This window comes from Pseudomonas sp. GW456-L13, from assembly GCF_017350115.1.
In the GTDB taxonomy this organism is placed as follows: domain Bacteria; phylum Pseudomonadota; class Gammaproteobacteria; order Pseudomonadales; family Pseudomonadaceae; genus Aquipseudomonas; species Aquipseudomonas jessenii.
In genome coordinates, this window is sequence record NZ_JACNAS010000002.1 from 128,708 (window position 1) to 153,683 (window position 24,976).

Genomic DNA, 24,976 nt, shown 5'->3' on the forward strand with positions numbered 1-24,976 from the left:
AACTTGGGGTTAAACCCCGTCGTCTGCTCCCACACGAAAATAGGCGGTCTGCAGACGACGGTAATCACGCATCAGCAGCCCCTCCAAATCCGCGCGGCCGATGCTCGCGAGGCTGCAGAACAAGACCATTTCCTGCTCTTCTTCGTTGCTTCCGCCCTGCAGGGTCGCGGCGCGCATCTCACGCACCGTTGGCTCGCGCAGGGTCAGCTTGTCGACCTTGACGCCATTGGCTTCGCTCGGTTTGGATAAGATAACGGTGGCGATGCCATCGCCCAGTTGCAGCCACTTGGGCAGAACATTGTCTTTTGCGTTGCTCATAGTGGTGCTCCTTACATGCCCAGGGCAGACCGCACGGCGGCCAGTTGGTCGACGCCATCGATGACGCGGATCGAGTTGAGGGGATCGATTTCAAACATCACGCTGCCATCGATCTCCAGCTTGTAATAGGTCACGGCGACGGCGTACTTGAACTCGCCTTTTTCACCCGGTTTCCAGTCCCCCGGATCGACTTCCTTGAGGCTGCCACGCAGGGTGGCGACCACCGACTTGACCACACCTTTCTGGCCCTTAAAGGCACCGCGGAACGAGGCGTTGAACCCGGTCAGGTCGGACTGGCCGAAGAACTTCAGCACCTCGCGGCGCACACCATTGGTGAGGAAGTTGGCTTCCAGCTTCTCCATACCCATATCGAGTTCGACCGCCGCGTCCATGCCGCCCGCGCGGTATTCGTCAGTCTTCAGGGTCAACTTGGGCAGGGTCAGGCTCGGCACATCGCCTTGCAGGCTGATGCCGTCCACGAACAGGTTGGTGTTGTAGAGCACTTCCGGAATCATAAAACGGCCTCCTTAGGCAGCGGTGTCCAGCACTTCAGTGATCCACTGATCGGTCACCTCCACGCGGAAGTTCGGGTTTTCGGCCGGCGGCACATCGGTGAACCGGATGTTCCAGTACACCTTGCCGTCGCTGAGTTCGCTGGAGGTGTTCAGCTCTTCGTCGGCATACACTTCGAAGTTGATGATCGCGCCCTGATTCTTCAGGTCGCGCATGAACGCCTGCAGGCCTTCGGTCACGTCCTTGACGTAGGTCGCGGTGATCGAGCGGTCGACGGCCCACTTGTGCGCGTAGAGGATGGCGTCCATGACGATATCCAGCGTGCGCACGCGGGTGACGAACTTCCATTTCGGGTCGCTGGACAGCGTGCGGTTGCCCCACAGCCGGTACCCGTCGTCGCGGATGATCGTGGTGATGTTCGCGTTGTTCAGCACGTTGGCCCGGCAGGAGGCATCGCCGTCGAGAAACTCGATCGGCCGCGTGGTGCCGGTGATGCCGACAAACTCCTTGTTCGACGGCGAGGCCCAGAAGCCGTAGGTGGCATCGGTCCAGGCAAACAGGCCAGCGGTCCAGGCCGAGGCTGGTGCGTTGACGGTAGCGCTGGTTCCGGTGTCCCAGAACTGCACGCCCGGGTCGACCATGTAGGCGTGTTTGCTGCCGAAATTTTCGGCATAGGCGATCGCCGCTTCGTCGGTGGTGTTCGGCCCGTCGAGGATGGCCATCGCCCGCATCTTGTCGCCCAGCGCCACCAGCTCGGTGGCCACCGCCAGCGTCGCCGAGTACCCCGGCGTCACCAACAACCGTGGCTGCGCGTTGAACTTGCTTTTGCCGTTGAGCAACGCCTGCATGCCGGTCCGGCTACCGTCGGCCCAAACCCCGCCGATGATCGCTGACAGCTGCTCAGCCGGATCCTCCAGCAGCGGCACGCCGACGGCGACAATCACTGCCTTGGACCGCTTGAAAATGGCCTTGCAGTCCTGGGTGATTGCAGCATCCGGGCCCCAGGCGGCAACCGCTTCGCTTTCGCGGGTGATCAGCAGCAGTTCGTTGGCGGCGGCAGTGGCCGGCGGCCCCACGGTGAAGGTGTTGCACAGGCCGATGATCGACGCGGACGGGGTGGCGATGTGGCGTGCCCCGGTATCTACCAGGGTCACGGTGACGCCGTGAAAGAAACTCATAGAGTGATGCTCCAGAAACGAAAAAGCCCCGCATCAGCGAGGCCGTGGGGATGTGCGGTGAAGTGCAATAACGGAAAAGAAAACGCCCCGGCAATGCGGGGCGTCAGGACGCGGTGCGGGTCAGTCCGTCCGGCTTTAACGGTCGTTTATCACTGCCTGGAAAGTCTGGCGAAGTTGGCCAGGCCCGCAGTTCATTGCGGTAGGTGCGCCAGGCGAGCTCCGTATTGAGCGCGGCCGGGTCAGCATCCAGATGCTTGTCGATCTCTCTGCCAGCCCAGTGCAGTTCATTTTCGATCCACGATCGTTCTCGCCGGCTCTGTAGCGCCAGGTCGCGTGCGGCATCGAGCGCCCAAACGAGACCATCCCAGATGTAAGCCGCACTTGGTCGGGGCAAGGTCGTCAGCTCGGCCGGCAGTTCACCAGGCATCGAATGCGTCACCTCGGTACCATCGGTGGTGCGGTAAGCCACCCCACGGTAGTCGGGCACCACCACCCATGCCTCGTCCCTCCAAACGACCACCTCACCATCCCCGGCTTGCGGTGGTTCCTCTAACGTGGCGCCAGCCGGGAGACCGCAGCCACGGCTCACATAGATTTCGTGTTGGCCGAGGTATTCACCAGTGGTTTCGCTGAACGTGTAAACCTCGATCCACCCACTCTCATCAAAAAAACCATTCACTAAAGTAGTCATCAGTACATCCTGCAGATGTAGTTGTACGCCACGTTACGCATACGGGTTTCAGTACTCACACGGACAACTGCCGATGGATTGAAAGTAATACCCATGTAACCCGTTGTACTCATGCTTGGTGCAGCAGGGATATTGCCCGTAATATAACTAGTGGGCGTAAATGCCCCGGTCGCGCTATTTACAAGCAACTGCGAATCGTCATCTTGCAGCCTGAATTCGCCGGTCATGTTTTGCACCGTGTCGAGTTGAAGGCTCAACAGCGGGCGCCCGGAGTCCGGGTCAATTCCGCGCCCGCCGTCCAGACCACGAATCGATTCCCCGCGTAGGTCTGGCAAGAAGCCGGTGGGATATACGGCTGCCAATATCGGGTACCACTCGACATTGAACGGCTGCCCCCCCATCAACACGCATTTCTCGGGTGGCGTAGCGGTTGGCCATGGAAACGGCACGCCGATAGGGACGGCAAATATGGAAGCAGGATCAAAATTGCTTTCGGTCCAGATCTTCCCGAAGTCGGTTGCATCAACCTGTAAACCCACGTCGCTCGAGGCGGGTCGATAACCAATGTAGACCTTATTCGACTCCTGACCCGCACCACCGCCTTGCTGCACGGGAGTGAAGCCCAGTGCCGCCTGATACGCAGCAGGGTCAAAATTGCTAGTGTTCCAACCCGTTACCCACTCACTGAATTCATATCCCTCTGGGGTCTGAACTGCGCCTCGGGTATAGGTTGTACCGGAGTTATAGCTGGTGATTTGTTGCCAGAGGGTGTCTTGACTGACTGCAACCAGCATGGGGGAGAATTGACCGCCGGCAGGCATGTTCAGGCTGGTGTTCACCCGGTAAATGCCCACAGTGGTGATTGTGTTTAGATCAGTGCCGTCGGGAAGGACAATCCCCCCGTGACCGATACCATAAGCACCCGTGAGCAATACACGGCCTGGCGTGTCATCTTGGGGAGAGGTTTGTTTAACCAGATTGGTTGAGTCCCAGATGCTTTCCCATTCGCCCCAAACACCGGCAGTCAAGGCCCGGCGGTGTAGGGTGTGGTCGGCATTCCCATAAATCTCCTGGAAGGCGTATTGACCTGGTGTAATCGCCGAGACGCGAACCCAACCCTCATAAATCCCGCCACCTGGCCCTCCTATTCCATTGCTGATGAAATAGAGGGCTGTCTCCGCGTTCAAGCCACCGATGTCAACATCACTGACCGCATAGGCGGGCCCGCCCCAGCCGAACGCTCCGACCTTCATCAGCGCATCAGGCGTTTCATCGTGCAGATGGACCTGCACAGCAGCGGTCGCAGCGGTGCCCAGCCCGAGGTTATTCCGAGCCTCGACCACATCCGCAACATCGCCCAGGTTTTCGGTCACTGCCAGGGCATCGGTGATGCCGTAGCCGTCCAGGGTGGTCGGGTTGGTACCGGCCACCACACGCCCGAGGGCATCGACGGTGACACTGCGAAAGGTGCCCACACCGACCCCACTGCCGCCTGCGATCATTTCAAACTGCAAACCGGTGGTGCCGAGGGTGATCGGTGCGTCGGTGACCAACTGCCAGAGGCTGTCGCCGTTGGTCGTGCCCTGCTCGACGTGGATAAACAACCCCGGGGTCACTTCCAGGCTGGTGTCGGCATCGACCGCCCGCGTCCAGCCTTCGGTGCTGACCACATAGACACCATTTTCTTGGGCCTGCGTCTGCGCAGTCACCAGCACCCGGTCACCAACAGCTACGTTAATACCATCGATGGGCTGCACGTTGTTCAGGGTGATGGGGACCATGGCCGCCACCCTCGCTGATTGTTTGTGATCGAGTTTTGCCAGCTCCTCCTGAATCTTGAGGTCCACGTATTCACGCGTGGCCAGCACGACGGCCGGATCGATCTTCAGCACGATGTTCGCCGAGCTGCTGACGATGAAGTTCATCCGCACGACTTGGGTTTTGCCACTGCCCTGGTCCAGCAACGGCTTATAGCTCGGCGCGCAGTTGGCCACCGCCACCAGATCACCGTCGACGTCATACAGGCCGATCTCGCGAATCCACTCACCGCCCACTTCGGGTGGGATTATTTGTTCGGTGATCACCGTGTTGGGATTGGCCGGATCGACCCGGATCTGGTTAATCGGCGCCCGTCGCCATTCGTTGATCAGCTGGGTCTGCAGGCGATCGGGAATCGGGTCGGTGCCGTTGGCATCGCCCAGGACCATCTCGGTGAACATCCAGTCCAGGCCCATGGCGATGGCATTGGCGTGCTTGGCTTCACCGACCGCCGTGAGAATGGCAAAAAACTGACTGGTCTTATCAATCATGGGGATAAACGTCCAAAGTATCGGTTTCATCGACGCAGAGCGCCGGGCCAAAAGAGCCGGTCACATCGATGTCTTTCGGGGCCGGCGGGTACACGTCGATCTCTTCGCCCTCTTGCACGCACACGGCGATGCCCAGCACCCCCTCGGTTTGCAGACTGAGCGCCAGATTGGTCATGTGCCGACTGACCGGACGGGCGTCGTCGATCAACCACGCCAGTTCCTCGTACAACTCCTCGGTGATGCCGGCGTCATTCAGGCCGACCTCTAGGGCGAAGGTGCCGGGCACGCCTTCCGGCACAGTGTCGAACCACTCGACCACGTCGATCAGGTAGCCCAAGGGCTCGACCACCCGCCGCAGCGCACCGATGGTGCCCTTGCGTGCATGCACGTCGTACGTCGAACGGATCGCCGTGCGCTTAGCCTCCTCGGTCCAGTTATTGTTCCAGCGGTCCACCGACCAGGCCGAGGCCAGGTACGGCAACAGGTGTTCAGGGCAGGTGTCGGCGTTGTACAAACTGCGCAGAGGAATCAACGTGTTTTCGTAGTTGGCCGCCTCCACGGCCAGTTCCAACGGGGTGCTGTTGAGCGGTAACTGGCTGTTCATGTCAGACCCCCAGCGTCACGCTATAGCCCGTGCAATACGCTGCCTCGGCCTTGCTCGGTTTGATATCGGTCCAACCCAACAGCTCAACCCGGGCGATGCCGGGAACGTGCAATTGCGCATCGATCCCCGAGCGCGCCACTTCCAGACCAAGGCGGCGGCGTGGGTTGATCCACTCGCTCAGGCGTTTCTGGCTTTCGGCCAGGTAGGCTTCGTTTTCCGGCCCCGGTGCCTGCGGGTACAGCACCGCTTCAATCTGGTAGTCGATGACCACAGCGCTCTGCACCGTGAGGCGGTCGGCCACCGGCCGCACGTCTTCGTCATTGAGGTGCAGGCGGACCTCTTCCAGCAGCTCCGGCGAGGCGGCGCCGCTGCCTTCCAGGCTGAGCACGGTGACCACCACCACGGCCGGTGACGGACTTTCCGCCGTGGCATCGGCCACCAGGCCCGAGGCGTTGCGCGCATGCAGGATGTAGCTGTTTCGCGGTCCCGCCGTGGTCAGCCCCTCATACGACAGCTGCACTCGCTCGCGCAGGGCATCGTCTTCCTCAAGCACCTGCGGCGTCGGCGGCACCGTGCTCGGATCTCCCGCCTGAATCACCAGGCGCTGCAGGTTGACGTTGGCGGCCAGATGATCGAGGTCGGCCCGCTCGGCATGGGCCAACAGCAAAGCCTTGCCCGCGTCGTTGACCCGCGCCCGGTTCTGCAAGGCACCATACGCGGCCTGCTCGATCAGCTTGAGCACCGGATCGCTTTCGAGCTCCGCACTCCAGTTGTCGCCCATGCTCAGGCGGAAAGCTTCCAGCTTCTCCTGGTAGACCACTTCAAAGTCGAGGTCTTCCAGCACTTGCGGCGGCGGCAGGGCCGCCAGTTCCATGGTCATGCGGACACCTCCAAAGTCACGTCGCTGCCCAGGTACTGCCCGGTCAGCTCAAAGGTGATACGCCCGTCGAGGATGGCCACGGCGCGTACACGGCCGAGTTTCAGCCGCGGCTCCCAGCGACCCAGGGTGCTGGCCACCTCCGCCTGCACGGCACTTTTCCAGCCGTCATTGACCGGCAGGTCGACAAAGCGCCGCAGCTTGCTGCCGTACTCCGGGCGCATACGCCGGCTGCCCAAGGGCGTGGACAAGATGTCCTCGATGGACTGGCGCAGGTGATCGAGGCCGGAAATGAGTTGGCCGGTGCGGCGGTCCAGTCCGATCATCCCGATCATGGGATCAGCCCTCGACCGCGACAAAATCCTTGCGACCATGCAAATAGTCGAGCGCGACCGTGTCATCCGAGGCCACCGCGACCTGACCCTTTTCGACTTTCAAGGTGCGCCCGGCGTCCAGCAGGATCAGCACCCGCGAGGTGTACAGCGTGTCGCGAAAGATGCTCAGCGTGACCGACGCGCTTGCATCCGTGGCGGCGGGAACGGCCTTGGTTTTACTCGTCATGCTTTTTCTCCAGACATGAAAAAGCCCGCGCACGGCGGGCTGAAGGTGAATGTGTACTCAATGCGAGTGGTTGCTGCTGTTACCCCCGGCATCCATGATCGTGCCGGCACCGCTGATGTCGCCGGACACGCTCAGCGATCCGTCGATAGCCACCTCACCCGCCAGGGTGATTTGGCTGGCCGTCACCCGTACTTGATCCGGCGTCACTTCAAACTCCGAGCCACCGACCGAGATGGTCGCGCGGCTGCCCTCAGGCAGCGCAATGCTGTAGCTGCCGGCTTGCCAGTCGTAAACCAGCGAGCCGCCATCGTCGAAGTACCAGGCCTCGACATGATCGCGATTGTCCGGCGGGAGCCCGGCGTTGCCATACAGCCCCGGGATAAAAGTGCCCATGGCTGGATCACCGCTGGGGCTGAATAGCGAGCCCTGCTCATTCATGCTCGGTACGCGCCAATGACGGGCCTTACCAGCGGCCAAGCTGTGCCAGCGCACCCAGGCACTGACCCAAGTTCCGGCCTTGACCCGCACCCGCCCCGCAGTCAGATCGACGCCGACCACCACGCAGGGCATCAGCATGGCAGCGATCATCCGGTCGTGTTCGGCGCTGGCGTAACCCATGCCAGATCCTCCGGCTGAAAGTAGTGATCTTCATTGCCGGTACCGGTGCAGCCATCGACGTTCAGATACAGAGAACCCGGCGGCTCGACTGGCCATAACCATTCGGTTTCACCGATCTGGAATATCTGCTTCCACTCAATGATCCACACCACAAATTGCGCCAGCTCCGGCATCGAGTCGTCCGGGAATGCACGTACGTCCTGCACCTCTTCGACAAAGTCCAGCCCCCAATACTGCCCACGCAAAATCTTGCTGATCTCGGCGGCCAGAATGGCGGCCTGCAAGGCCGCTTTGCTGATGGTGGAATCGACCATGATGCACACCTGAAAGCGGCCGCTCAGGGAAGTTTTGCCGCTGCCATTGTCGGGTGCTTCGCCGATTTCCGTCAGGGCGAACAACACCGCCGGCAGACCGACTTCAGCATTCAGCTCGGGAAACGCCTCGACGCTCACCACCGACGGCAAGCCGGCGCGGAATGTCGCCTCGATCGCATTGTGTAAGGTCGTCAGCTCATCCATTGTTCAAACTCAGTATGAAAGTGACCATGCCGGCGCCGTCCGGCTCGCGCTTGCTGACCTTGTAGTGACCACCGCCCTGCTCCGCCGGTAGATCGATGGTAAGAAAGGAGTCTTTCTCGATGCCCACCGCCTCCACCACGCGAGCGGTGAAGGTGGGCGCCAGAACGTTATCCGTCACGATGGCATTGCCCAGGCGCACGCTTTTCGATTTACCGCCGACATCCGCACCGACAAAGGGCGAGAAGAACGCACCGGACAACGGTAGGCCGTCCGGCTTGATGGCGCGATCGCCGAGGCGATCGACCAGCACTGCATCCATCCGGGCTGTGACGTCACGAAAGCGGCCCAGCGTGGTCACTGAATCAACAACGCTTCGGCAATACCGCCGACCGGAGCACTCATCAGCTTGCCGAAGGGCACCGTGTCACCAGTGGCCGTGAGCGGATCAACCAGCACGCCGGCTTGCAGAGCCACCTTTTGCCCCTGCAGCAGCGCTGCATCGGCAGGCAGGCGCCAGACGCCGTCGAGATGGCCGACCAGGACATCACCCGCTACGCCACTGGCGATCGGGATGACCACCGTATCAACCAGCACCAACGGCACCCCCGCCGTCGCGCCACCGTCTGGCGCCACAAAAGTCAGCGTGCTGCCGGGACCCGAATAATTCTTGGACATGCGCATTTCTCCTGCACAGAAACAACAAACCCCGCTCGCGGCGGGGTGTTTAGGGGATTCTTCAACCGTTAACGGCTGGCTTTCGCAAGTGGCACGACACCGACTGACTTGTTCAGACCGCGATAATCCAGCGCCGCGACCCCGGCATCGATCCGCACCTTGCTCGTCACACCATCAATGGTGAAGCCCTGCTGCTGCTCCATGTAGGGCTGTTCAACGCCGTCCAAGTAAGCAACTTCAATGGTGTCAGCACCTTGGCGGGCGGCCTCATACCAGGTGACAGGCGAATCATCGTCCAGGCGTGGCTCGGCGATCACCGTGGCGAAATTGCGGATCGGGTTGTCGATGCCAGCATTGGTATCGACGCCAGGCACCGACGCCGAGCGGATCAGTTGGTTGGTCTTGTCTTCCAGCGCCACCGGCACCAGTACAAACGCCGGGCGAATGTTCAGGGTGCGGGCCTTGCCACCCTCGACCTCGGTTTTCTGCAAGGCCATGGCGGTCTTGGCCTTGCTCAGCGCCTCAATCGACATATTGGCGCCGGTACCGGAGAACAGGTTGTTGCGCTCGGCATCGAACAGCGCTTTGCCGTCGCTCATCACCGGTGAATGGATCAACGTGTCATAGACCAGATCACCGATGGTGCCGCGCGCGGCCAGACCCATGTTGTAAGGCACCGTGCTCAACTGGTCGAGGTCATCGTTGATAATCGCCTGCCGGGTGATGCTGAACATCTCACCGTAGGTTGCCAGGCGGATTTTTTCGCCACGGTCATTGGTGGTGATGTACTTGTATTCAGCCCCTGGGCGAACTTCACGCAGGCTCGGAAACGCACCCATGCCGACCCGGGACGCCACCTTGAAGTCACTCAAGCGGCCCTTTTTGGTCCACAGGTGGTAGGTCTCCGGCGCCTCGTCCCAGCCGAGCAGGACCGACTTGGCGGCGCTGTCCACCAGGATGTTGCCGAAGTCGCTGGAGTCATGGGTGAATGCCAAGCCGACCATGGCCATCGGATCAAGGGTGGCAACCAGAATGCCGCGATCATGCAGCGAGGCGCGGGCCAGCTCGCGCAGGCTCATGTGGTTATAGGCGTTGTCTTTCTGGTTTTCCGCCTGACCCAAACGACCGGCCAGCGAGGCGCGCACCGAATCGCCAACCAAGTTGCCGTTGCTAATGTGGCCATGGTGGTGAGGTCCACCCGTTGGGGTGGTGGTCGAGCCCAGCGCAACCAGCAGTTTTTCCCGCGCCATCTCGGCCGTGCAGCTCAGGTCATTGAGACAGGTGTTGAGCAGCTCGGTGTGACTGGTGACCAGCGAGCCACAGAACGCGGCATTGATTGCCGTGCGGCGCGCCCCGTCTGCCGCCATGACCTGGGCGCGCATCTGATCCAAGGTCAGCGCGACCGGCGCCGGATCGACAAGCGGCGCAGGTGTCGGGGCTGGAGCTGGGGACGGTGCTGGGGTTGGAGCGGAAGCGCGCGGATTGAACAGATTTTGTGCCGAGGTAGGCATGTTGGTGAACTCCTGCATGCGTTTTGAAGTGAGTTGAGCGGCCGCCTTGAACGGTTCGAGCACCTTGTCAGCGAAACCGGCCGCCACCGCTTCGTTGCCATCCATCCAGGTTTCCGCCTTGAGCAGCGCCTGAATGTCCTCGATCGCCTTGCCCGACTTGCGCGTATACGCCTGAATCAGCGTGCTCTCGACCTTGTCGAGTAAGTCGGCGTACTCGCGCATGGCGTCGGCATCACCTACCTGACCACCCCATGGCTTGTGAATCATCATCATGGCGTTGGCCGGCATGTTGATTTCATCCCCGGCCATGGCAATCACGCTAGCCATCGAAGCAGCGAGACCGTCGATGTACACCACCACCCGCGCCGAATGGCCGCGCAGCAGGTTGTACATGGTGGTCCCTTCAAACACGTCGCCACCCGGCGAGTGGATGTGGAGGTTGATCTGAGACACGTCGCCGATGGCGGCCAGATCACGGGCGAACTGTTTGGCGGTAATCCCCCAGGCGCCAATCTCGTCATACAGCATCACTTCGACCAACCCGCGCTGCTGCGCCGCACGGAGCGAGTACCAGCTTTCACCGGGCTTATTCGTTGGGGTTATCGAGGCCCTCGGCCTCATCATCGGCAGGCTTCGTTTTGTTTTGCTGTTCATTGCTTTGCGTTTTTCCATAGGTCTCGTGATAGAAGTCCGAACTGAAGACCAGTCCCTGTTCCCGGTTGGTTTTGATTTCCGAAGCCCGGGAACGCTTGAGTTCCTGCGGATTGCGCTGCCGCGCCCGTGCCACTTCCGACTCATCGGCAAAGCCTGCCTCGACCAGAATTTTCCAGGCATTGGCCTCATGGATCGGGTTGATCCAAGGCATCACCGGCCCTTGATAAATCGCGCCGAACACGGTGTCCGGATCGACGTCGACCGGCACTTGGATCACCCCGCTGGCAATCGCCATGTGCAGCCATTCGCGATAGACCGGGCGACTCCAGTAATCGATAAATTCGTGCTGCAGCAGGTCATAACCTGCCTGCCCCTCGACCAGCTCCTGCCGTTGCGCGGAATAGGTGCCGTCATAACTGCGCGCCACACTGGAGTAGGTGCCCCGGGTGCCGGCGGCCACAGCCTTGAGCTGACCGTTGCGAAATCCTTCCAGAAAGGGGTTGGGCCGGTTGCTTTCGATCATGCCGACGTCTTCACCGGGCAGAAGACCGTCGAAGACCATACCGGGGCCGATCGGAATGCTGCGGGCGTCGATGGACTTGCCATTCACGGAAGACGTGACGGCGTAGTCCTCCGGCGTACCTTTTTTGATGTACATGGCCAGTGCCGCACTGATACGTGCAGCAACCCGTTCGCTTTCCTCGTAATCCTTGATGTCCGCCAAACGAATCAGCACGGCATGCAGCAGCGGTTGCCCGCGGTTCTGACCGATGCGCTTGCGGTGCGCGATGTGAATCATCTGCTCGGCTGGCACACGTTTGGTGGCCTGGGTCAGTTGGTAACTGGCGGCATGCCCGGGGTGATACTTGACCAGGTGAAAGGCACGGACCCGGCGCCACTGATTGCGCTCGATCCCCTGCACAATGCCCTTGGCTTCATCGTTGTATTCCCACGGCAGGTAATCCGGCTCCAGCAACTCCAAGGCGAAAGGCACCATGTTCAAGTGTTCATAGCTTGGCACCCGCCCCTTGAGCTTCTGCGCCAAGGCTTCGCCATCGCGCAGCCAGGTGCGGCACACCTGTCGCTCCATCTGAGGGCGGGACAGCTCGCCGGACGTTTCCGGTCGCAATGACCACTCAGCCCAGCGGGCCTTGATCTGCGCCGCAAACCCCAGATGCACTTCCCCAGCCAAACTCAAAGGAAACGGCTCGACCGCGATACCCATGCCCCCCACCACGCGCTCTTCCAGACGATCGAACAAGCCAGTAACAATGTCGTGGTCTTCGTCCAACTTGCGGCACTGCTCCCGCAAAGAGCGCGCCGAACGCTGCAGCGAGCGGTCCGCACTGGCCGATTGTTTTTTGGCTTGGTGCGTGCGGGTCGCCTGCGCCGCTTCAAAGGCCATGATCGTGCTACGAGCACGCAGACGGTCAGCCACCAGCCCCGGAAACACCGGGGCCAGCACCCGATCCAGCAAGTTCATCGGAATGTCGCCAGGGCGTACGGCGGCTGCCCCGCCGCCGCAGCCTGTTGCGCTCGCACCCGGCGCTCCCATTCCAGTCGGCCGGCGCGGATTTCTTCCAGGTCATCCATGATCAGCTTGCGACCGTTAAAAAGGATTTCCTTGCCCTGCAGGATGGCCAGTTCGGCCTCCAGGTAGCGGTCCACCATGTCTTGAGCGGTTATAGCCATGCGCCTTGTCCTGTATTAAGCCAGCCGCCCGACTCGGCGGGCTGGTCGGGTGAATGTTCAGGCTCTACCTCAGGCACCGACACCGTGGCCGGTGTCAGAGCGGCAACGGTAGCCGGTTTATTTTTCTGCTCGTGACTCATCGGCACCGCCCAGGTGCCTGACGGCAACTGCTGCGCGAGCAGGTCGAGGTTCATACCAAAGCGCTGCTGCGTTATGCGTAACGCCGCCAAGGCGTACACCAGGCAGTCGAGCGCTTCGTTTCGTCGCCCGCCGGCATCCCAGCGCTGGACGCGCTGGTGTTTGACGATCACCCACTTACGGCGCTCGGCGGTCAATTGCCGCATTTCGTCTTCGCCGCAAATCATCTCGTTGGCAGGCAGGTGGATACAGCCAGGCACAGGCGCGCCCGAGCTGTCTGGCTGCATCTTGAGACGGCCGTAAATCAGCTCTTTGGCATTGTCGGTTCCCACTTCGACGAGGTAGACACGTCCGCCTTTGACCTTGGTTTTCTTACGCGGCCAGGTCGCGATCGGCTTACCGTAGGTCGAGGCACCGAACACAGGGATCACCCATTGGGTGCCGTGCTTGATGCATTCCTCACGCACTTCATCGCAGTAGTGACCACCTTGGTCCCAACACCAACGCTCGACGCCCATCACCGTGCCATCCGCCCGGGTGAAGGTCTTGTGGATCTCGACGCCGACCTTGGCCCTTAGCTCGATGCTTCCCGGGTCACCTTGCAGCACGAACTTATGGACCAGCCACGCTTCCTCACCTGCACCAAACGCCCAGACGCGGCCTTCATAGCGGTCATCTTGGGTATCAATACCGCCAAACAGGGCAACCGCTTTAGCAGGCACTTGCGGGTATATCTCCCGGCGCGCGTGCAACTGCTGCCATTCCAGCTGCTCACCTTGGTCCTCTTCCCATGCTTCGCCCAAGGTGGTGTTGACGAAGGTTTTGAGCTTGCCCCGATCCTTCTTGATCTTGAGCCATTCCGTGACGACTTCGGCCCAGGTCACAAACTCCGAGTACACCGTCCAGATATGAAAAGTCACCGAACGCGGCGACGGCATTGAAGTGTCCACATCGGTGAACCAGTCCATGCCGTCACGCGTCCAGATACCGGTCCGCTCGCAGATGTAGCGCCCACTGACGGATGCCGCGACCATTTCGTGGTATTCGAAGGTGCAGCCATGGCCGGACTCGCACAGGTACCAGGCCTTGATCACCTGCCCCAGCTCATCCACGGCCCACTTGATACCGAACGGCGTAGCCGGGTCACCCCACTTCAGGTATTGCTCGGTCCCGCAGCACGGGCACTTGATGTTGAAACGCAGAAAGTGCGGGGAATCGTTGGCCGCCCGCGTGATCTGGCAACCCTCCCCCGAGGTTTCCTCATTGTCGTCAGCGACCACCACTGTCGTCGGGGTCGATCCGCGTATGGACTTTTTGAACGTGGCACCTTCCAGGCGCTTGTCGCCAAGAATGGTCGGGGCCCCCTCGCCCTCGATGTCCGCGTTGAACTTCGACAGCTCGTCATAAATCACTTCATCCGGGCTTTTCTCCCGGTAGTTTTTCGCCGCCGTGCCACCTAGGCACCACAGCATTTTGGCGTTATCGAAGCGCTTTTCATCCAGCGTGTTGTCGCGATGTTTCACCCCATACCAAGGCGCCAAGGCGCGTACCACGGGGCTGTCACGAATCATCGTTTCGATGTGCCGCTTCATCATGCCATCAGCATCGCCATCGGTTGGGCACCAGACGATAACGTTGCGCTTCTTGTGCTGGACCTTGTAGCCCATGTTGGCCACCAGCATTTTGGTGTAGCCAACCCGTGCCGATTTCAGCACGTTGACTTCACGGATCAGGTCGTTGCCCATCGCATTGAGAATCGCGACCTGAAACGGTGCCGTCGTCCAATCGCCTTCCTGATAGGACGACTCGGACGACAAATAGAAATGCTCATCGGCCCATTCAACCGCTGTTCGCGGCGGCTCTTTGTAGAGCCCGGCGAGTCCCTTGCGGACACCCTCAACCAGCGCCCTCATCCAAGGTGTCGACAAACTCATCAAGCAACTCCGGCAAAAGATCAGCCAAGCCGATCGCATCATTACGCGTCACGGCGACTTCGCGCTGGATCGCCTCAAGGTGACGCACCTCGATGTCGGGGCACTTGCGCTTAACCTTCAAGTGCACGGTGTCGAGGGTTGACCCGAGCTTTGCGCTCAGGCGAGACAATGCGAACAAGCAAAAATCAACCGGTACCAGCTTCTTGGCCTTCACCTTGTTGCGCATTTCCTGAGCGTCCGCCTGCTCAGTTGTCAGTCGCAATTTTTGCTGCGCCTGTTTGTATTCAATGAGCGGATCGATCGGATCACCGTTGTCGTCGACAGGTTGGTCTTTTGTCACCTGATGCTTGAGCCGGTTATCCAGCACCGACCGGACGTCGTAGAAGACGTCGCGGCCGATCTTCGCAACAGGCTGCACGCCCCATTTATCAAAGGCCTGAGTCGTGATGCCGAGGCTCGTAGCCATACGCGACTTGTTCAGCCAATGAGGCTCGCGGGAGATGGTCGGATTGGCCATGGACTAAACAACAACCTCGATTCAAAAATGGGTCATATATAGCGAAGCAGCGGGGCCCGAATTACCCCCTGCCCCCCACCCGTTCGGGAGGACCCGTTAAATTTGCACCTGGGTAAACAAGTCGAGCATTACCAGCCAGAAGCCGGCCTTTCTTGCTCGTTGTCAGGTCTTGGCAGTGGCCATTGCATCGGCAAATGCCCCACGGAACTCGGCGCTGTAGTTGGCCTTGACGATGTTGTTAGCGATCTTGAAGAACGGAAAGATCGTGCGGTACATCGGCGCGCTTCGGCTGAAGACAAACACCGGCCTAATGGCATCGCCGAACGCTGTGTCTTTGCGTTCCCACACACCGGCTGTTCCACTGACAATGCCGGAGAAATAGCTCTTGGCGTTGCCCTTGCGTTGACTGCGCTTGCTGTTCGAAGCATTGGCCTGATAGCCACGCGACGTTTCGGCAGCGCCAAGGCCCGACAAGATCCGGATCATCGTTCCTCGGGAAACGTTGCCATGCTTGTCGAGCACATTGGGATTAGGGATCGCGAACTGGCTGGACTTCATAAAGCCACGCGCGATCAGAGCCTTTTCAAAGCGCTTATGCGGTCGTGGCCCGCCCCTGACAGTCTGCTGAAGGTAGGTATCAGCGGGAATGCCAGACGTCCAAGAGTCCTTGAAATACACTTCGGCTGGCTTGCTTTTGGTGGCCATTTTGACGAACAAGCTGTTCATGGTGGTTCGGGTTGGCCGGTCCAAGCGCTGCGCCATGACGGCCAGCTCACCCTTCTTGACCCGCTGGGCCAATCGGGTCGCAGTCAGGGCAAGCACATGCGGAATGTGCTTTTTTTCCAGCTCCAGCAGCGCCTCGGACACGGGCAGCATGTCTGGCGTGATCTTGATTTTGACCATTTAGTTTTCCGCGATAGCCGAGAAACAGCTGTCTGGCGGCCCGTTGAGCGGATCATGCATGCTGCTTTACCAGGCTATGAATTATGCGATCTGATACCAGCTTTCCTGGCCAGAAACTGGGTGTACAAACCGCCGGTTACATCAGCACCGATGACCGCGATTACGATGCCTAGACCGGCGGCAAGATAGAAGCTGCTCCACAGCGCCATCGCGAGCAACAGCGTAGCCATACCCAAGAGGCCAGACGCAAGAAAACGCAGCGCTACACGCTGGAGGATCTGCCGAAGACCAAGGTCAGTACCTGAGGCTCTCAACATTTCCCCAGACAAACCGGCCATGCTCAACAATACCAATAGCCAAAGGGGCACATCGGCAAGCGCCTGTTGCTCTGTGTTCATTTGTATACCTCGAATAGATCCGACCTCTATGTCACTGTCATCCGCTCGGAGCAAAGAGCCAGGCATAGGGCCGAAAACGAAAAAGCCCCGCTCGATGGCAGGGCTTATAAAAGGGTACAAAAACCCCGACTCAATGGTCGGGTTCTTGAAAGGCGTTTCGCTGCGTTCACAGCAATACACGCTGCTATAAAAACAGGTCTATTCCGCGCGGAAAAGGTTTTTTCGCAGCGTATGCGAAATTGCACCCAACTTGACCACACGATTACATTCGATCTAACCATCAGATGCATGGAATTTGCCCATCATGCCTTAACCATGATGGACAGAAAACAACGCACGTCAGGCCTGCGCGACAGGCGGCAACCGGCCGATTCTATTGAAAAAGTCGGCCATCGTTTCCACAGTAGAAAAGTACGCGCTTGAGATTGAAATCTTTACTTTGAGCGGAGGGATTCGGGGCTCAGATTTCGCATAGCGACGCGCAAAAATGGCGTTTTCAGCGGTCAGTAAGGGGCAGTCTGGAAGCACCGACTTTTTCAACAGAATCGGCCAGTAGCGGACTGTGGACAGAGTGACGGCAAATCGGTTGTGGGGAGGATCAGCTTCACAAACACCGCAGCGTTACAAAACGCAAAGCGAGCATAACCACGCGTTGCACCTCTTCATTGCCCTCGAGACCAGCGAAGGCAGCAATGCACTGAGGTAGAACGATGTATGGAGTGTGACTAAAATCGTTTTTTAACGGTTGTGGTTAGACGCTCTACCAAGTGTAGAACTTGGCCAGGGTTATCGCGTCGCACGGGGTGTGCCTGCGGGTGTAAATATCATTTACGGTGCTCTTTGGGCTTCGAGGCTAGCTTGGTCTCCAACTCAAGAATCTGCCTATCAATTTCTGCCAGCAGAGCACGTAACAATTTCTGCTGTCCTCTGCAGAAGTCCAAGCGGTATAGATTTTCAGACTGCCGTCGCTCAGTAAGAAACGTTTTGAAGTCGTCTTCAAGGGCAGCTACAGAGTTGACGTAAGATGTACTGACTTCTTTGGTATTTGCTGCACCAGTCCTGGAGGTGCCAGGATAATGGATAGCGTACCTATCAATCCAACTATTGAGGCTGGTAATGTTGGTTTCGTATGGTTCGCCTTTTGAGTCCATAACAAACTTACGCTTATTAGGTTTCTCGCCAGCAGCTTTAGCTTGAGCAACATGCTCTACCCACTTTTCAAGCACCAGTCTCCTCTTCGCTTCCCGCGCCACCTTCACCGACCAAGACATATTGCCTCCCCTGCTCTGCGTTGGACCGCTCTCAACGTCCGTGAGCACAGCCCTTAAAGCGTAGCTCAAGGAGCTAGCCATGCTGAATGCCCGACTTCCTAGTCAGCAGGTGCTTTTTCACAAATATGGGGAATGTGAATCGCCCCTCATTCTGTAGACACTAATGACTGGCAGCTATTGATTGTGCTGCCTTTCGCGAAAGGCAGCAATCGGCTAATAGATTAAGCAGCTTGCCGCATTGCATCGATAGCACAATCGATCCAAGCAATGCCTGCTCTCGCCAATTCCCGCACCTTCCCTTCACTTATGCCGTAGTGCTTTCCAACCCGAACCATGGGCCATTTCGCACCGTAGTAAAGCCAAATAATATCGCCCATTTGTCGGTCACGGTGTGAGAGCCGTGCAACTGCGCTATCAATAGCTCCGGCCCACTCATCAGTAATGCAATAGCTTTTGCTCGCCGACACTTGCGGCATTGCCTGACGCATTAGCGCCAAAGTCGGTGAGATGTAGATGGGGACGCCAGCCCCATCCATCCGCCACCAGCCCCACTGCTCCAGCAGGTATTCGGTATCACCCAAAGCTCGGCCCGCCGGCTTTCGAATCATCATGTTCTCAATCCCCTGTGAAATTCGTACCGCCGGCACCGCGACGGTTGTTCTGTTGGTAGTACGCGGCCGGACCAGATGCAGACGGGCCTCGCTGAAGTACTTCAATTTCGCGCTGAGCCTGCTGCAATTTGAAGCTCAATTGAGTCACCAACTCGTCCAAAGAAAGCACCAACCTGCTGCCCCGAATAACCCAACCTGAGCCATTGCAAGCAGTACAAATCAACTCATAAAACAGCCCTTTCACTACTGCTTTGCCCTTACAGGTCGGGCAAGGCTCTAGCTCGATCCGCTGCCTCTTAAAGCCAAGCCCCTGCCCTTTCTGCATGTTTTGAATCCTCTCCTATGGTTGTTTCTTGAAGGGCATCACAGGCCTTATCCTGTAAGGTCTCTAGAGGTTTACTGGAATCTCCGGATCTAACACCGGTCAACCCGTGAATCAGGGCCAAGCCCTTCTGATCTAGATGGGCGTGCCACTGCTCCAAGGCATCGCGCTTACGGCTCATCACGTCCGACTGGATGTACACCTTCACGTTATGGCCCATGGCGTGGTTGATCAGTAGCTCGCCAATCAGGTAGTCAATGCCGATATCTGCCCAACCAGTGCGCGCCAATTTGCGCAGATCGTGACTGGTCCATTCGCCCTCCCCCAACCGGGTGAAGACAGCACTGGCCTGCCCTTCACTGAGAGCCTTGCCATGCCGCGCAGGGAATAGAAACTGGCCGACATAACCCATGGCTTGCTGAGCCTCGCGATAGCGGATCAACATCTCGCGAACCTGGTCAGTTAGCGGTAGGTGATGCTCGACGCCAGTTTTGGTGTGTTGGGCCGGGATGAACCACTCGCGCTCAGCCAAACTGATGTGCGACCAGCGTGTCTGCCGGGTTTCGCCTATGCGGGTACCGTGGCACAGCATCATCAGCGCCAACATGGCGTCGGCCGGCGCAGTCGACACGACTATGGACAATTGCTCCAGTAGCTGCGGCAGCTGAACGCCACGCAGCCGGCATGACTTGACTCCGACCTTAGTCTTGCTGAAGTCGCTGAATTTGATGCCTGCCATAGGGTTAGCAGTGATAAAACCAAGTTTGAACGCTTGCTGCAGCGCCTGGACCAGAAGCTTGAACACCAGCTGCACATAGCCAGTGGAGTAGCTTTCCTGCAACGGCCAGACCAGCTCGCTGTCGAGAGTGGCTTTGTTGATATCGCTAATCGGCAGATCACCCAGGCGCGGTATCAAATGACACTTGATGGCCGAGGCAGCAGTGCTCTTGCGCTTGGTGGAAAGATTACGATCACGGGCCATGCGCTCTGCGTACCAATCCAACAGTTCGCCGCTGGCAACCCACTTGGACAGCGTCGAACCTTCATTGGCGGCCACCCGCATACGCACCGCCGGCAATGCAGCGACCACTTGTTTGGTGCTCAGATCAGGGAAGCCACCGATACGGTGCCAGGTGCGCTTGCTGAGAAGGTACCAGGAGCCGCGGGAGCGACTCTTCGCAAAGCGAAAGTGCAATGCCGGGTGACTGGCATCCCGTAGATCGCGGACATGCAACTTCTTGGCATTACGCTGGATCTCGGCATCCGACAGTTTCACCGTTAGGGTTTTGATCAAGGCCTTCATAGTCGGGTACCGCGTTGAGATTCCCACTCGAATGCCACGCCAATGCAGCCGTTTTCGCGGATGCGGTCGACACAGCGCGCACCGATGGCGTCATTCAGTTCGGTGGGCGACAGGTTGCTGACGATGATCGTCGGACGGCATTGTTCGTAACGACCATTGATGATGCTGAACAGAGTGGCCAGTTCGAACTCGCTCTGCTTGGTCGCGCCGACTTCATCAAGCACCAGCAGGTCCGCGCCGATCACCTCACGCAAGATGTGCGCCTCGGACTCGCCTGATCGATCATTGAACGTCGCCCGAATCTCGCCGATAAGCGTGCCCACCGTGCGGTAAATTGCCTTGACCATGCATTCGTTGATCAGGTGACTGGCCGAGGCAATGGCCAGGTGGGTCTTGCCGGTACCGACCTTCCCCAACAGCAACATGCAGCGACCTTCCCGGCGATGCTTCGAAAAGTTGTCGACGTAGTCGGTGCACGCATCCAGGGCAATCTGCTGGGCCGGATTCGACACAACGAAATCGGCGAATGTCTTTTCCGCGAAACGCTTCGGAATCCGAGCGCTTGAGTGCTGAACTATCCGAAACTGAGAGCGCTTGCGCTCAAGTTCTAGCATGTCGCGTTTGTTGCTCGCGCAGACGGGACAGCCAGACAGGCTACCGCCCTTAAGGATGACCGCCGAGTAACCACCATGATCCAAGCAGCTGGCTGGCTGACGGCCGATGACGCCGAATTTGCGGTCCATGTGAGCGCCGAAGTTAGAGACGGAAGGTGCCATTGGCGTTCTCCTTGGTGCCGGCCTTGTAATCACGAGTGTCAAAACCGGTATGGCGACTGGTCGGGAGTGATGCGGGGATGACTGCTTTGTCGGGGAAGATCCCCGTCCATCCGTTGCTGATCGAAAGGGCCAGAACGGAATCGGGGGCTGGATGGTTCGCCAACGCCTTGGCCTGTTGTTCGCAGCTCTTGGCGGTGAGGGGCTTGTGGATTTCCTTGCGGTGCTGGCACCAATCGCCCCAAACCTCGACGCTTACGTTTTCCGGCTTGGCGGTCAGCGGGTCGAATTTTGCCGATTTACCTGGCGCGTGAGCGCCCTGATTTTCCTGATTACTGGTTACCTGATTGGTACCCTGATTACTGGTACCCTGATTTGTCGGAGATTTTTCCGACCCTCCTCGGATTTTTTTCCGACCCTGTTCGGATATTTTTCCGACCTTGCTCGGAGATTTTTCCGAGGTAGATCGGATTTTTTTCCGACCTTCAAACGCCTCAGAGGTCGGATATTTTTCCGACCCATCCAACTTGCGATTCCATTCTTTGGCTTTCTCGGTCAAGCGAAACAACGAAACGTTCGCGGTGCTGGATAACTCCACCAAACCTGCTTTTTCGAGCCCTTTGAGAAGCCGATACGCCGTATCGGGTTTATCGGTGAGCAGAGGCAATTCCTCAATGATCTTTGCCTTGGTCAAGACAAAGAAAATCCCGTTATCGGTCTTGATTACTTTGGCCCAACTGGGGCATTCGTAGACGAAGGAAAACAATTGCGCCTGCTGGGAGTTCAATCCCCACTCAAGCGCTTTCACTTGGTTGATCGTGATGGTGAACTGCATATCAACCCTTCCCATTTGGGATTCGGGCGGGGCCATTCGACTTGTACAATTCAATCTGTGCGATCACCTCCTCGTGTCGTGCAGCCAAGTACTTGGCATGCCCGGCCAAAATATCTGCCGCTTCCGCTGCAGTAATTTCGCCGTCATCCAGGGCCATAGCGAGAAGCTGGTCAACCCGGCCGCGTTTCACAGAGGTAAGCAAAGAGCGTCGGTGGATGTCGACGTTGTCCAGATCGGCAACCTCAGGCAGGCGAACAAACACACCGCCATACATTGCGCAGATGTAATCCGGTAGGAAGGTAGTTTTCGCTTCAGTCTCAAGCGTGCAGATCTCATCGTCGCTGAGGGGCTTGACCCCTGCCGACTCGTAAATCCGGTTCTTGAATCGCTTAAGATTCACCTCGCCCAGGAAGTCAGAGGCGTATGCAAGTCCGCCGGGAAATGCATTGGCAGCGGCAATGACTGCTTTGCGGCGGGTGTCTAGTACTGGCAATTTCATCGTCTAGTTTTCTCTCGGCGCCGTTGCGCTCAAAGTTTGCTCATGAAATGGGCAGCATCCGGCGACGCGACCTTTTTGCGCTTTGGACCGGGAATGGTCTGAGCTCTTCAGCTGTGAAAGAGCCATCTGCGTGCTCAGTAACAAAAATGTCACGGCCCGCCTGCAGAGCTTTGTTGAGCGACCCTTGTGACATCCCAAGCAGATTTGCTGCGTTGGTTTGCCCGCGTGCACGAGCAAACTCATCCAGACTTTTTCGGCTCATCTCGCCGATCTCCTTTATTAAACACTCAGCAAGTATCTCCGGCGGAATTTAATTAATCAAGCCCGGCGGCATTTGATTAAATATCGCCGCTAGGAATAATCGTGGAATGAAAAAACGCGAACTCGAAGACTGGGAAAAAGAAGAGTGCTTGGCACTCAAAGCGGCTGTGGATGCCTTCAACACAGGCAAGTCGCGGCGTGAAGCCCTGACTCAGGGAAAGATCGCAGATGCCTTAGGCATAAATCAGGGCTCCGTCAGTTCGTACCTGAACGGCTACAACGCACTGAATGCCAAAGTCGCTAGCGCAATTGCCGGATTGATTTCCAAGCCCGTGGAGTCATTCAGCCCTCGACTGGCTGATGAGATTGCGAAAATGGCTCAGTCCAGCTTCGAATCTAATGTCGAGGCTGGCCCCCCCATCTATTCCTCACCTCGCAGAATCAATATCGAAGGCACCGCACAGCTTGGCAGTGAGGGATATTGGACAAGCCTTGACCAGGCAGCTGGCTGGGTGGAGACCTACTCCAGAGATGAGGACGCCTACGCACTTCGGCTCAAGGGTGACTCAATGGCACCAGCGATCCGTAGCGGGTGGGTCGCTGTCTGCGAACCCAATCACCGCCTAGTACCGGGTGAGTATGTGATGGTCACCACCGTTGATGGACAAAGCATGGTTAAAGAACTTCTCTTCGAGACCGAAGAAGAGGTCAGCCTCATGTCGATCAACTCGGCTTACGGCGAGCGGCTGACAGTAGCTCGGATTGATATCGAGAAAATCCATTACGTAGGGGCAATTCTTGCCCCTAGCAAGGTGCTGGGCAGAATCTAAATTTGAGCCCTTCGACTTGTCTCTAATTCCCTTGGACACCTCCCTCCTGAAGCCCGCAAATTGCGGGCTTTTCTCTGTTAAATAATTGTTTTTAATCGTTAATCTTTAGCGCTTAGGGTTCAAGCCATTCACTGTGTATCCATACATAAAAGGAGCAGTGCTATGGCAAAACCAAAAAACAAACCTACACCGCCAAATTCGTTTGAGCTTCTTGGATTCCGCATCCAAAAAATCATCAGCGCCCCCGCTGCCCAAAAACGAAAAACGGCAGTCATTTGCAAGGAAGCAGATGAATGCCTTGAGGACTGGAAACGGCTCATTGAAGAGATTGCAGAAACCGAGCACGTACTAGTGCATCGAGAAGATGACTGCGCCGCGCGCATCTCTTGGGACCTCCCCGCAAATATCTAGCCCAAAGCAAGCCCGTCCAGCACGGGCTTTTTTCATAGAGCGAAAATATATCTCCGGCGGCATTGACTTTAAATATCCCCGGCGGCAATACTTGACCGTCGCAGTGAATCGCAGCGGCAATACGGGGCCACCCGCCGCTCTTTAACAACCCAATCGATTCAATGCTGTCAGCTACAAAAAGACTAACGCACCAGGCGTGGGCGACTCCCACCTAAGTGCGCCGTATCTGAGTCCTGCTGACAGCCCAAACAGACTTCACTACAGGGCCTTGGCAACAGGGCCATGTGGGAAATCCCCTCCCCTGTATGAGGAAACACCATGTTCGGAATGAAAAAGCTGTTCGGAAAACAAGTCGGCAACGCCCAGGCCGAAGTGAAGAAAGTCGTTAACCGCGACTTGATGCAGGCCATCGTTGGTGGCGGCCTATTGATTGCGGCGGCTGATGGTGAGATCGAAGCCAGCGAGGTTTCCAAGTTGGACGAGTTGATTCGCTCCAACCCAAATTTGACGCACTTCGGCAGCGAGATCACAGAGACCATTAATCGATTCACAGGCAAGCTGAACGCCAACTTTCAGGTTGGCCGATTGGCGATCAAGAGGGAACTGGCCGACATCAAAAACGTTCCAGCCGACGCGGAGGAAGCTTTCGTCAACATTCTTGCCGTTGCCCAGGCTGATGGTCAGATCGAGCCAGCAGAGTTGGTGGTGCTGAAGGAGATTGGCATGCACTTCGGCCTGCGCCTGGCTGACTACGGTATCGAGGCGTGAAGTACGCGACAAAGGTTCTGCTAACCCTAGTGGCACTGATCGTGGGTGGCATGTTGCTGAGCAGTCTGGCCTCTCGGTCCACTTGCTCCTACTACGGTTTCCAGACTGACCGAGAGACCCGCTACGCCGCCTTTGTTGGCTGCATGGTTCTGATTGACGGTGCGTGGTTCCCTCGTAATGAAATCCGCGTAATGCAGTGATGTTTCACTGATGCCGCTTCTTGTAAGGCGGCATTGGGAAACCCACTCACGCAAGGAAATGGACAATGCTGATTTTGACTCGCAAAGAAGGCGAAAGCATCAACATAGGCAACAACATCACGATCACAGTGCTGGGCGTTAGCGGCAAACAGGTACGTATCGGAACTAGCGCACCAAAGGATGTCCAGGTGCATCGAGAAGAAATCACGCAGCGCATTCAGGCGGGTCCGTCGAAACTCGCAATGGCAACACCTGCCACGTAGGCAGGTCTGCGTGACACAAA

At 58.1% G+C, this 24,976-nt stretch carries 32 protein-coding genes; 4 read left to right on the forward strand and 28 right to left on the reverse strand.

Annotated elements, in window-relative coordinates:
* Window positions 1-9 precede the first annotated feature (9 nt).
* The 28 genes from J4D25_RS14695 to J4D25_RS14835 form a co-directional block, all read right to left on the reverse strand.
* The gene (locus J4D25_RS14695; protein ID WP_057714298.1) at window positions 10-318 is read right to left on the reverse strand and encodes a phage tail assembly protein; all 309 of its coding nucleotides are present in this window, start codon (window positions 316-318) and stop codon (window positions 10-12) included.
* Between the two features lie 11 nt (window positions 319-329).
* A complete protein-coding gene (locus tag J4D25_RS14700) occupies window positions 330-833 on the reverse strand; it encodes a phage major tail tube protein (protein WP_057714297.1) in 504 nt (167 codons plus the stop codon).
* A 12-nt stretch (window positions 834-845) separates the two neighbouring features.
* Window positions 846-2,009 carry a phage tail sheath family protein gene (locus J4D25_RS14705; RefSeq protein WP_057714296.1) on the reverse strand — a complete coding sequence of 388 codons (1,164 nt, stop codon included), beginning with the start codon at window positions 2,007-2,009 and terminating at the stop codon, window positions 846-848.
* 103 nt (window positions 2,010-2,112) lie between these two features.
* Window positions 2,113-2,700 carry a hypothetical protein gene (locus tag J4D25_RS14710; protein ID WP_057714295.1) on the reverse strand — a complete coding sequence of 196 codons (588 nt, stop codon included), beginning with the start codon at window positions 2,698-2,700 and terminating at the stop codon, window positions 2,113-2,115.
* The gene (locus J4D25_RS27170; protein ID WP_057714294.1) at window positions 2,700-5,009 is read right to left on the reverse strand and encodes a phage tail protein; all 2,310 of its coding nucleotides are present in this window, start codon (window positions 5,007-5,009) and stop codon (window positions 2,700-2,702) included. Before J4D25_RS27170 ends, J4D25_RS14710 begins: the two co-directional genes overlap by 1 nt.
* Window positions 5,002-5,613 carry a phage tail protein I gene (locus J4D25_RS14720; protein ID WP_057714293.1) on the reverse strand — a complete coding sequence of 204 codons (612 nt, stop codon included), beginning with the start codon at window positions 5,611-5,613 and terminating at the stop codon, window positions 5,002-5,004. The genes J4D25_RS27170 and J4D25_RS14720 overlap by 8 nt, the downstream gene beginning before the upstream one ends.
* Before the next feature lies 1 nt (window position 5,614).
* Complete coding sequence (locus J4D25_RS14725) at window positions 5,615-6,493, reverse strand: baseplate J/gp47 family protein (protein ID WP_057714292.1); 879 nt, start codon at window positions 6,491-6,493, stop codon at window positions 5,615-5,617.
* Complete coding sequence (locus J4D25_RS14730; RefSeq protein ID WP_043302559.1) at window positions 6,490-6,816, reverse strand: GPW/gp25 family protein; 327 nt, start codon at window positions 6,814-6,816, stop codon at window positions 6,490-6,492. The genes J4D25_RS14725 and J4D25_RS14730 overlap by 4 nt, the downstream gene beginning before the upstream one ends.
* A gap of 13 nt (window positions 6,817-6,829) precedes the next feature.
* Window positions 6,830-7,051: a hypothetical protein gene (locus tag J4D25_RS14735; RefSeq protein WP_057714291.1), complete on the reverse strand. Its 222-nt coding sequence runs from the start codon at window positions 7,049-7,051 to the stop codon at window positions 6,830-6,832.
* 57 nt (window positions 7,052-7,108) lie between these two features.
* Window positions 7,109-7,669 (reverse strand): phage baseplate assembly protein V, encoded by a 561-nt coding sequence (locus J4D25_RS14740; RefSeq protein ID WP_057714290.1) that lies wholly within the window; start codon window positions 7,667-7,669, stop codon window positions 7,109-7,111.
* A complete protein-coding gene (locus J4D25_RS14745) occupies window positions 7,636-8,187 on the reverse strand; it encodes a hypothetical protein (RefSeq protein ID WP_057714289.1) in 552 nt (183 codons plus the stop codon). The genes J4D25_RS14740 and J4D25_RS14745 overlap by 34 nt, the downstream gene beginning before the upstream one ends.
* Window positions 8,180-8,545, reverse strand: coding sequence for a hypothetical protein (locus J4D25_RS14750; RefSeq protein ID WP_057714288.1), 366 nt, complete (start codon window positions 8,543-8,545; stop codon window positions 8,180-8,182). Before J4D25_RS14750 ends, J4D25_RS14745 begins: the two co-directional genes overlap by 8 nt.
* The gene (locus J4D25_RS14755) at window positions 8,542-8,862 is read right to left on the reverse strand and encodes a capsid cement protein (protein WP_057714287.1); all 321 of its coding nucleotides are present in this window, start codon (window positions 8,860-8,862) and stop codon (window positions 8,542-8,544) included. Before J4D25_RS14755 ends, J4D25_RS14750 begins: the two co-directional genes overlap by 4 nt.
* A gap of 68 nt (window positions 8,863-8,930) precedes the next feature.
* Window positions 8,931-10,997 (reverse strand): ClpP-like prohead protease/major capsid protein fusion protein, encoded by a 2,067-nt coding sequence (locus tag J4D25_RS14760; RefSeq protein WP_057714286.1) that lies wholly within the window; start codon window positions 10,995-10,997, stop codon window positions 8,931-8,933.
* Entirely contained in the window at window positions 10,960-12,510 is a 1,551-nt protein-coding gene (locus tag J4D25_RS14765) for a phage portal protein (protein WP_057714285.1), read from the reverse strand. Before J4D25_RS14765 ends, J4D25_RS14760 begins: the two co-directional genes overlap by 38 nt.
* Window positions 12,507-12,719, reverse strand: a complete 213-nt coding sequence (locus J4D25_RS14770) for a hypothetical protein (protein ID WP_057714284.1) — start codon at window positions 12,717-12,719, stop codon at window positions 12,507-12,509. The genes J4D25_RS14765 and J4D25_RS14770 overlap by 4 nt, the downstream gene beginning before the upstream one ends.
* Entirely contained in the window at window positions 12,710-14,791 is a 2,082-nt protein-coding gene (locus tag J4D25_RS14775) for a phage terminase large subunit family protein (RefSeq protein ID WP_057714283.1), read from the reverse strand. Before J4D25_RS14775 ends, J4D25_RS14770 begins: the two co-directional genes overlap by 10 nt.
* Window positions 14,754-15,308, reverse strand: a complete 555-nt coding sequence (locus J4D25_RS14780; protein ID WP_057714282.1) for a terminase small subunit — start codon at window positions 15,306-15,308, stop codon at window positions 14,754-14,756. The genes J4D25_RS14775 and J4D25_RS14780 overlap by 38 nt, the downstream gene beginning before the upstream one ends.
* Window positions 15,309-15,470: 162 nt before the next feature.
* Window positions 15,471-16,211, reverse strand: a complete 741-nt coding sequence (locus J4D25_RS14785; RefSeq protein ID WP_057714281.1) for a hypothetical protein — start codon at window positions 16,209-16,211, stop codon at window positions 15,471-15,473.
* A 74-nt stretch (window positions 16,212-16,285) separates the two neighbouring features.
* On the reverse strand, window positions 16,286-16,609 hold the full coding sequence (locus J4D25_RS14790) for a phage holin family protein (protein WP_057716591.1): 324 nt from the start codon (window positions 16,607-16,609) through the stop codon (window positions 16,286-16,288).
* Between the two features lie 824 nt (window positions 16,610-17,433).
* Entirely contained in the window at window positions 17,434-17,880 is a 447-nt protein-coding gene (locus tag J4D25_RS14795; protein ID WP_131726860.1) for a hypothetical protein, read from the reverse strand.
* Window positions 17,881-18,101: 221 nt separating this feature from the next.
* Entirely contained in the window at window positions 18,102-18,491 is a 390-nt protein-coding gene (locus J4D25_RS14800) for an antiterminator Q family protein (RefSeq protein WP_198530237.1), read from the reverse strand.
* 4 nt (window positions 18,492-18,495) lie between these two features.
* Complete coding sequence (locus tag J4D25_RS14805; protein WP_057714278.1) at window positions 18,496-18,816, reverse strand: hypothetical protein; 321 nt, start codon at window positions 18,814-18,816, stop codon at window positions 18,496-18,498.
* Entirely contained in the window at window positions 18,788-20,116 is a 1,329-nt protein-coding gene (locus J4D25_RS14810; RefSeq protein ID WP_057714277.1) for a site-specific integrase, read from the reverse strand. Before J4D25_RS14810 ends, J4D25_RS14805 begins: the two co-directional genes overlap by 29 nt.
* Complete coding sequence (locus J4D25_RS14815) at window positions 20,113-20,892, reverse strand: ATP-binding protein (protein ID WP_057714276.1); 780 nt, start codon at window positions 20,890-20,892, stop codon at window positions 20,113-20,115. The genes J4D25_RS14810 and J4D25_RS14815 overlap by 4 nt, the downstream gene beginning before the upstream one ends.
* Complete coding sequence (locus J4D25_RS27020; protein WP_241781131.1) at window positions 20,873-21,724, reverse strand: hypothetical protein; 852 nt, start codon at window positions 21,722-21,724, stop codon at window positions 20,873-20,875. Before J4D25_RS27020 ends, J4D25_RS14815 begins: the two co-directional genes overlap by 20 nt.
* Window position 21,725: 1 nt before the next feature.
* Window positions 21,726-22,223 (reverse strand): YmfL family putative regulatory protein, encoded by a 498-nt coding sequence (locus J4D25_RS14830; RefSeq protein ID WP_057714275.1) that lies wholly within the window; start codon window positions 22,221-22,223, stop codon window positions 21,726-21,728.
* Between the two features lie 40 nt (window positions 22,224-22,263).
* Window positions 22,264-22,485 (reverse strand): Cro/CI family transcriptional regulator, encoded by a 222-nt coding sequence (locus J4D25_RS14835; RefSeq protein ID WP_079246739.1) that lies wholly within the window; start codon window positions 22,483-22,485, stop codon window positions 22,264-22,266.
* 106 nt (window positions 22,486-22,591) lie between these two features.
* Here J4D25_RS14835 and J4D25_RS14840 point away from each other — a divergent pair, with 106 nt between their 5' ends.
* From J4D25_RS14840 to csrA, 4 genes are all read left to right on the forward strand, one after another.
* Entirely contained in the window at window positions 22,592-23,314 is a 723-nt protein-coding gene (locus tag J4D25_RS14840) for a S24 family peptidase (protein ID WP_057714274.1), read from the forward strand.
* A 162-nt stretch (window positions 23,315-23,476) separates the two neighbouring features.
* A complete protein-coding gene (locus J4D25_RS14845) occupies window positions 23,477-23,725 on the forward strand; it encodes a DUF1654 domain-containing protein (RefSeq protein WP_057714273.1) in 249 nt (82 codons plus the stop codon).
* A gap of 318 nt (window positions 23,726-24,043) precedes the next feature.
* Window positions 24,044-24,493, forward strand: coding sequence for a tellurite resistance TerB family protein (locus J4D25_RS14850; RefSeq protein WP_057714272.1), 450 nt, complete (start codon window positions 24,044-24,046; stop codon window positions 24,491-24,493).
* 265 nt (window positions 24,494-24,758) lie between these two features.
* Window positions 24,759-24,956 (forward strand): carbon storage regulator CsrA, encoded by a 198-nt coding sequence (gene csrA / locus J4D25_RS14855; protein WP_057714270.1) that lies wholly within the window; start codon window positions 24,759-24,761, stop codon window positions 24,954-24,956.
* The last annotated feature ends 20 nt before the right edge of the window (window positions 24,957-24,976 follow it).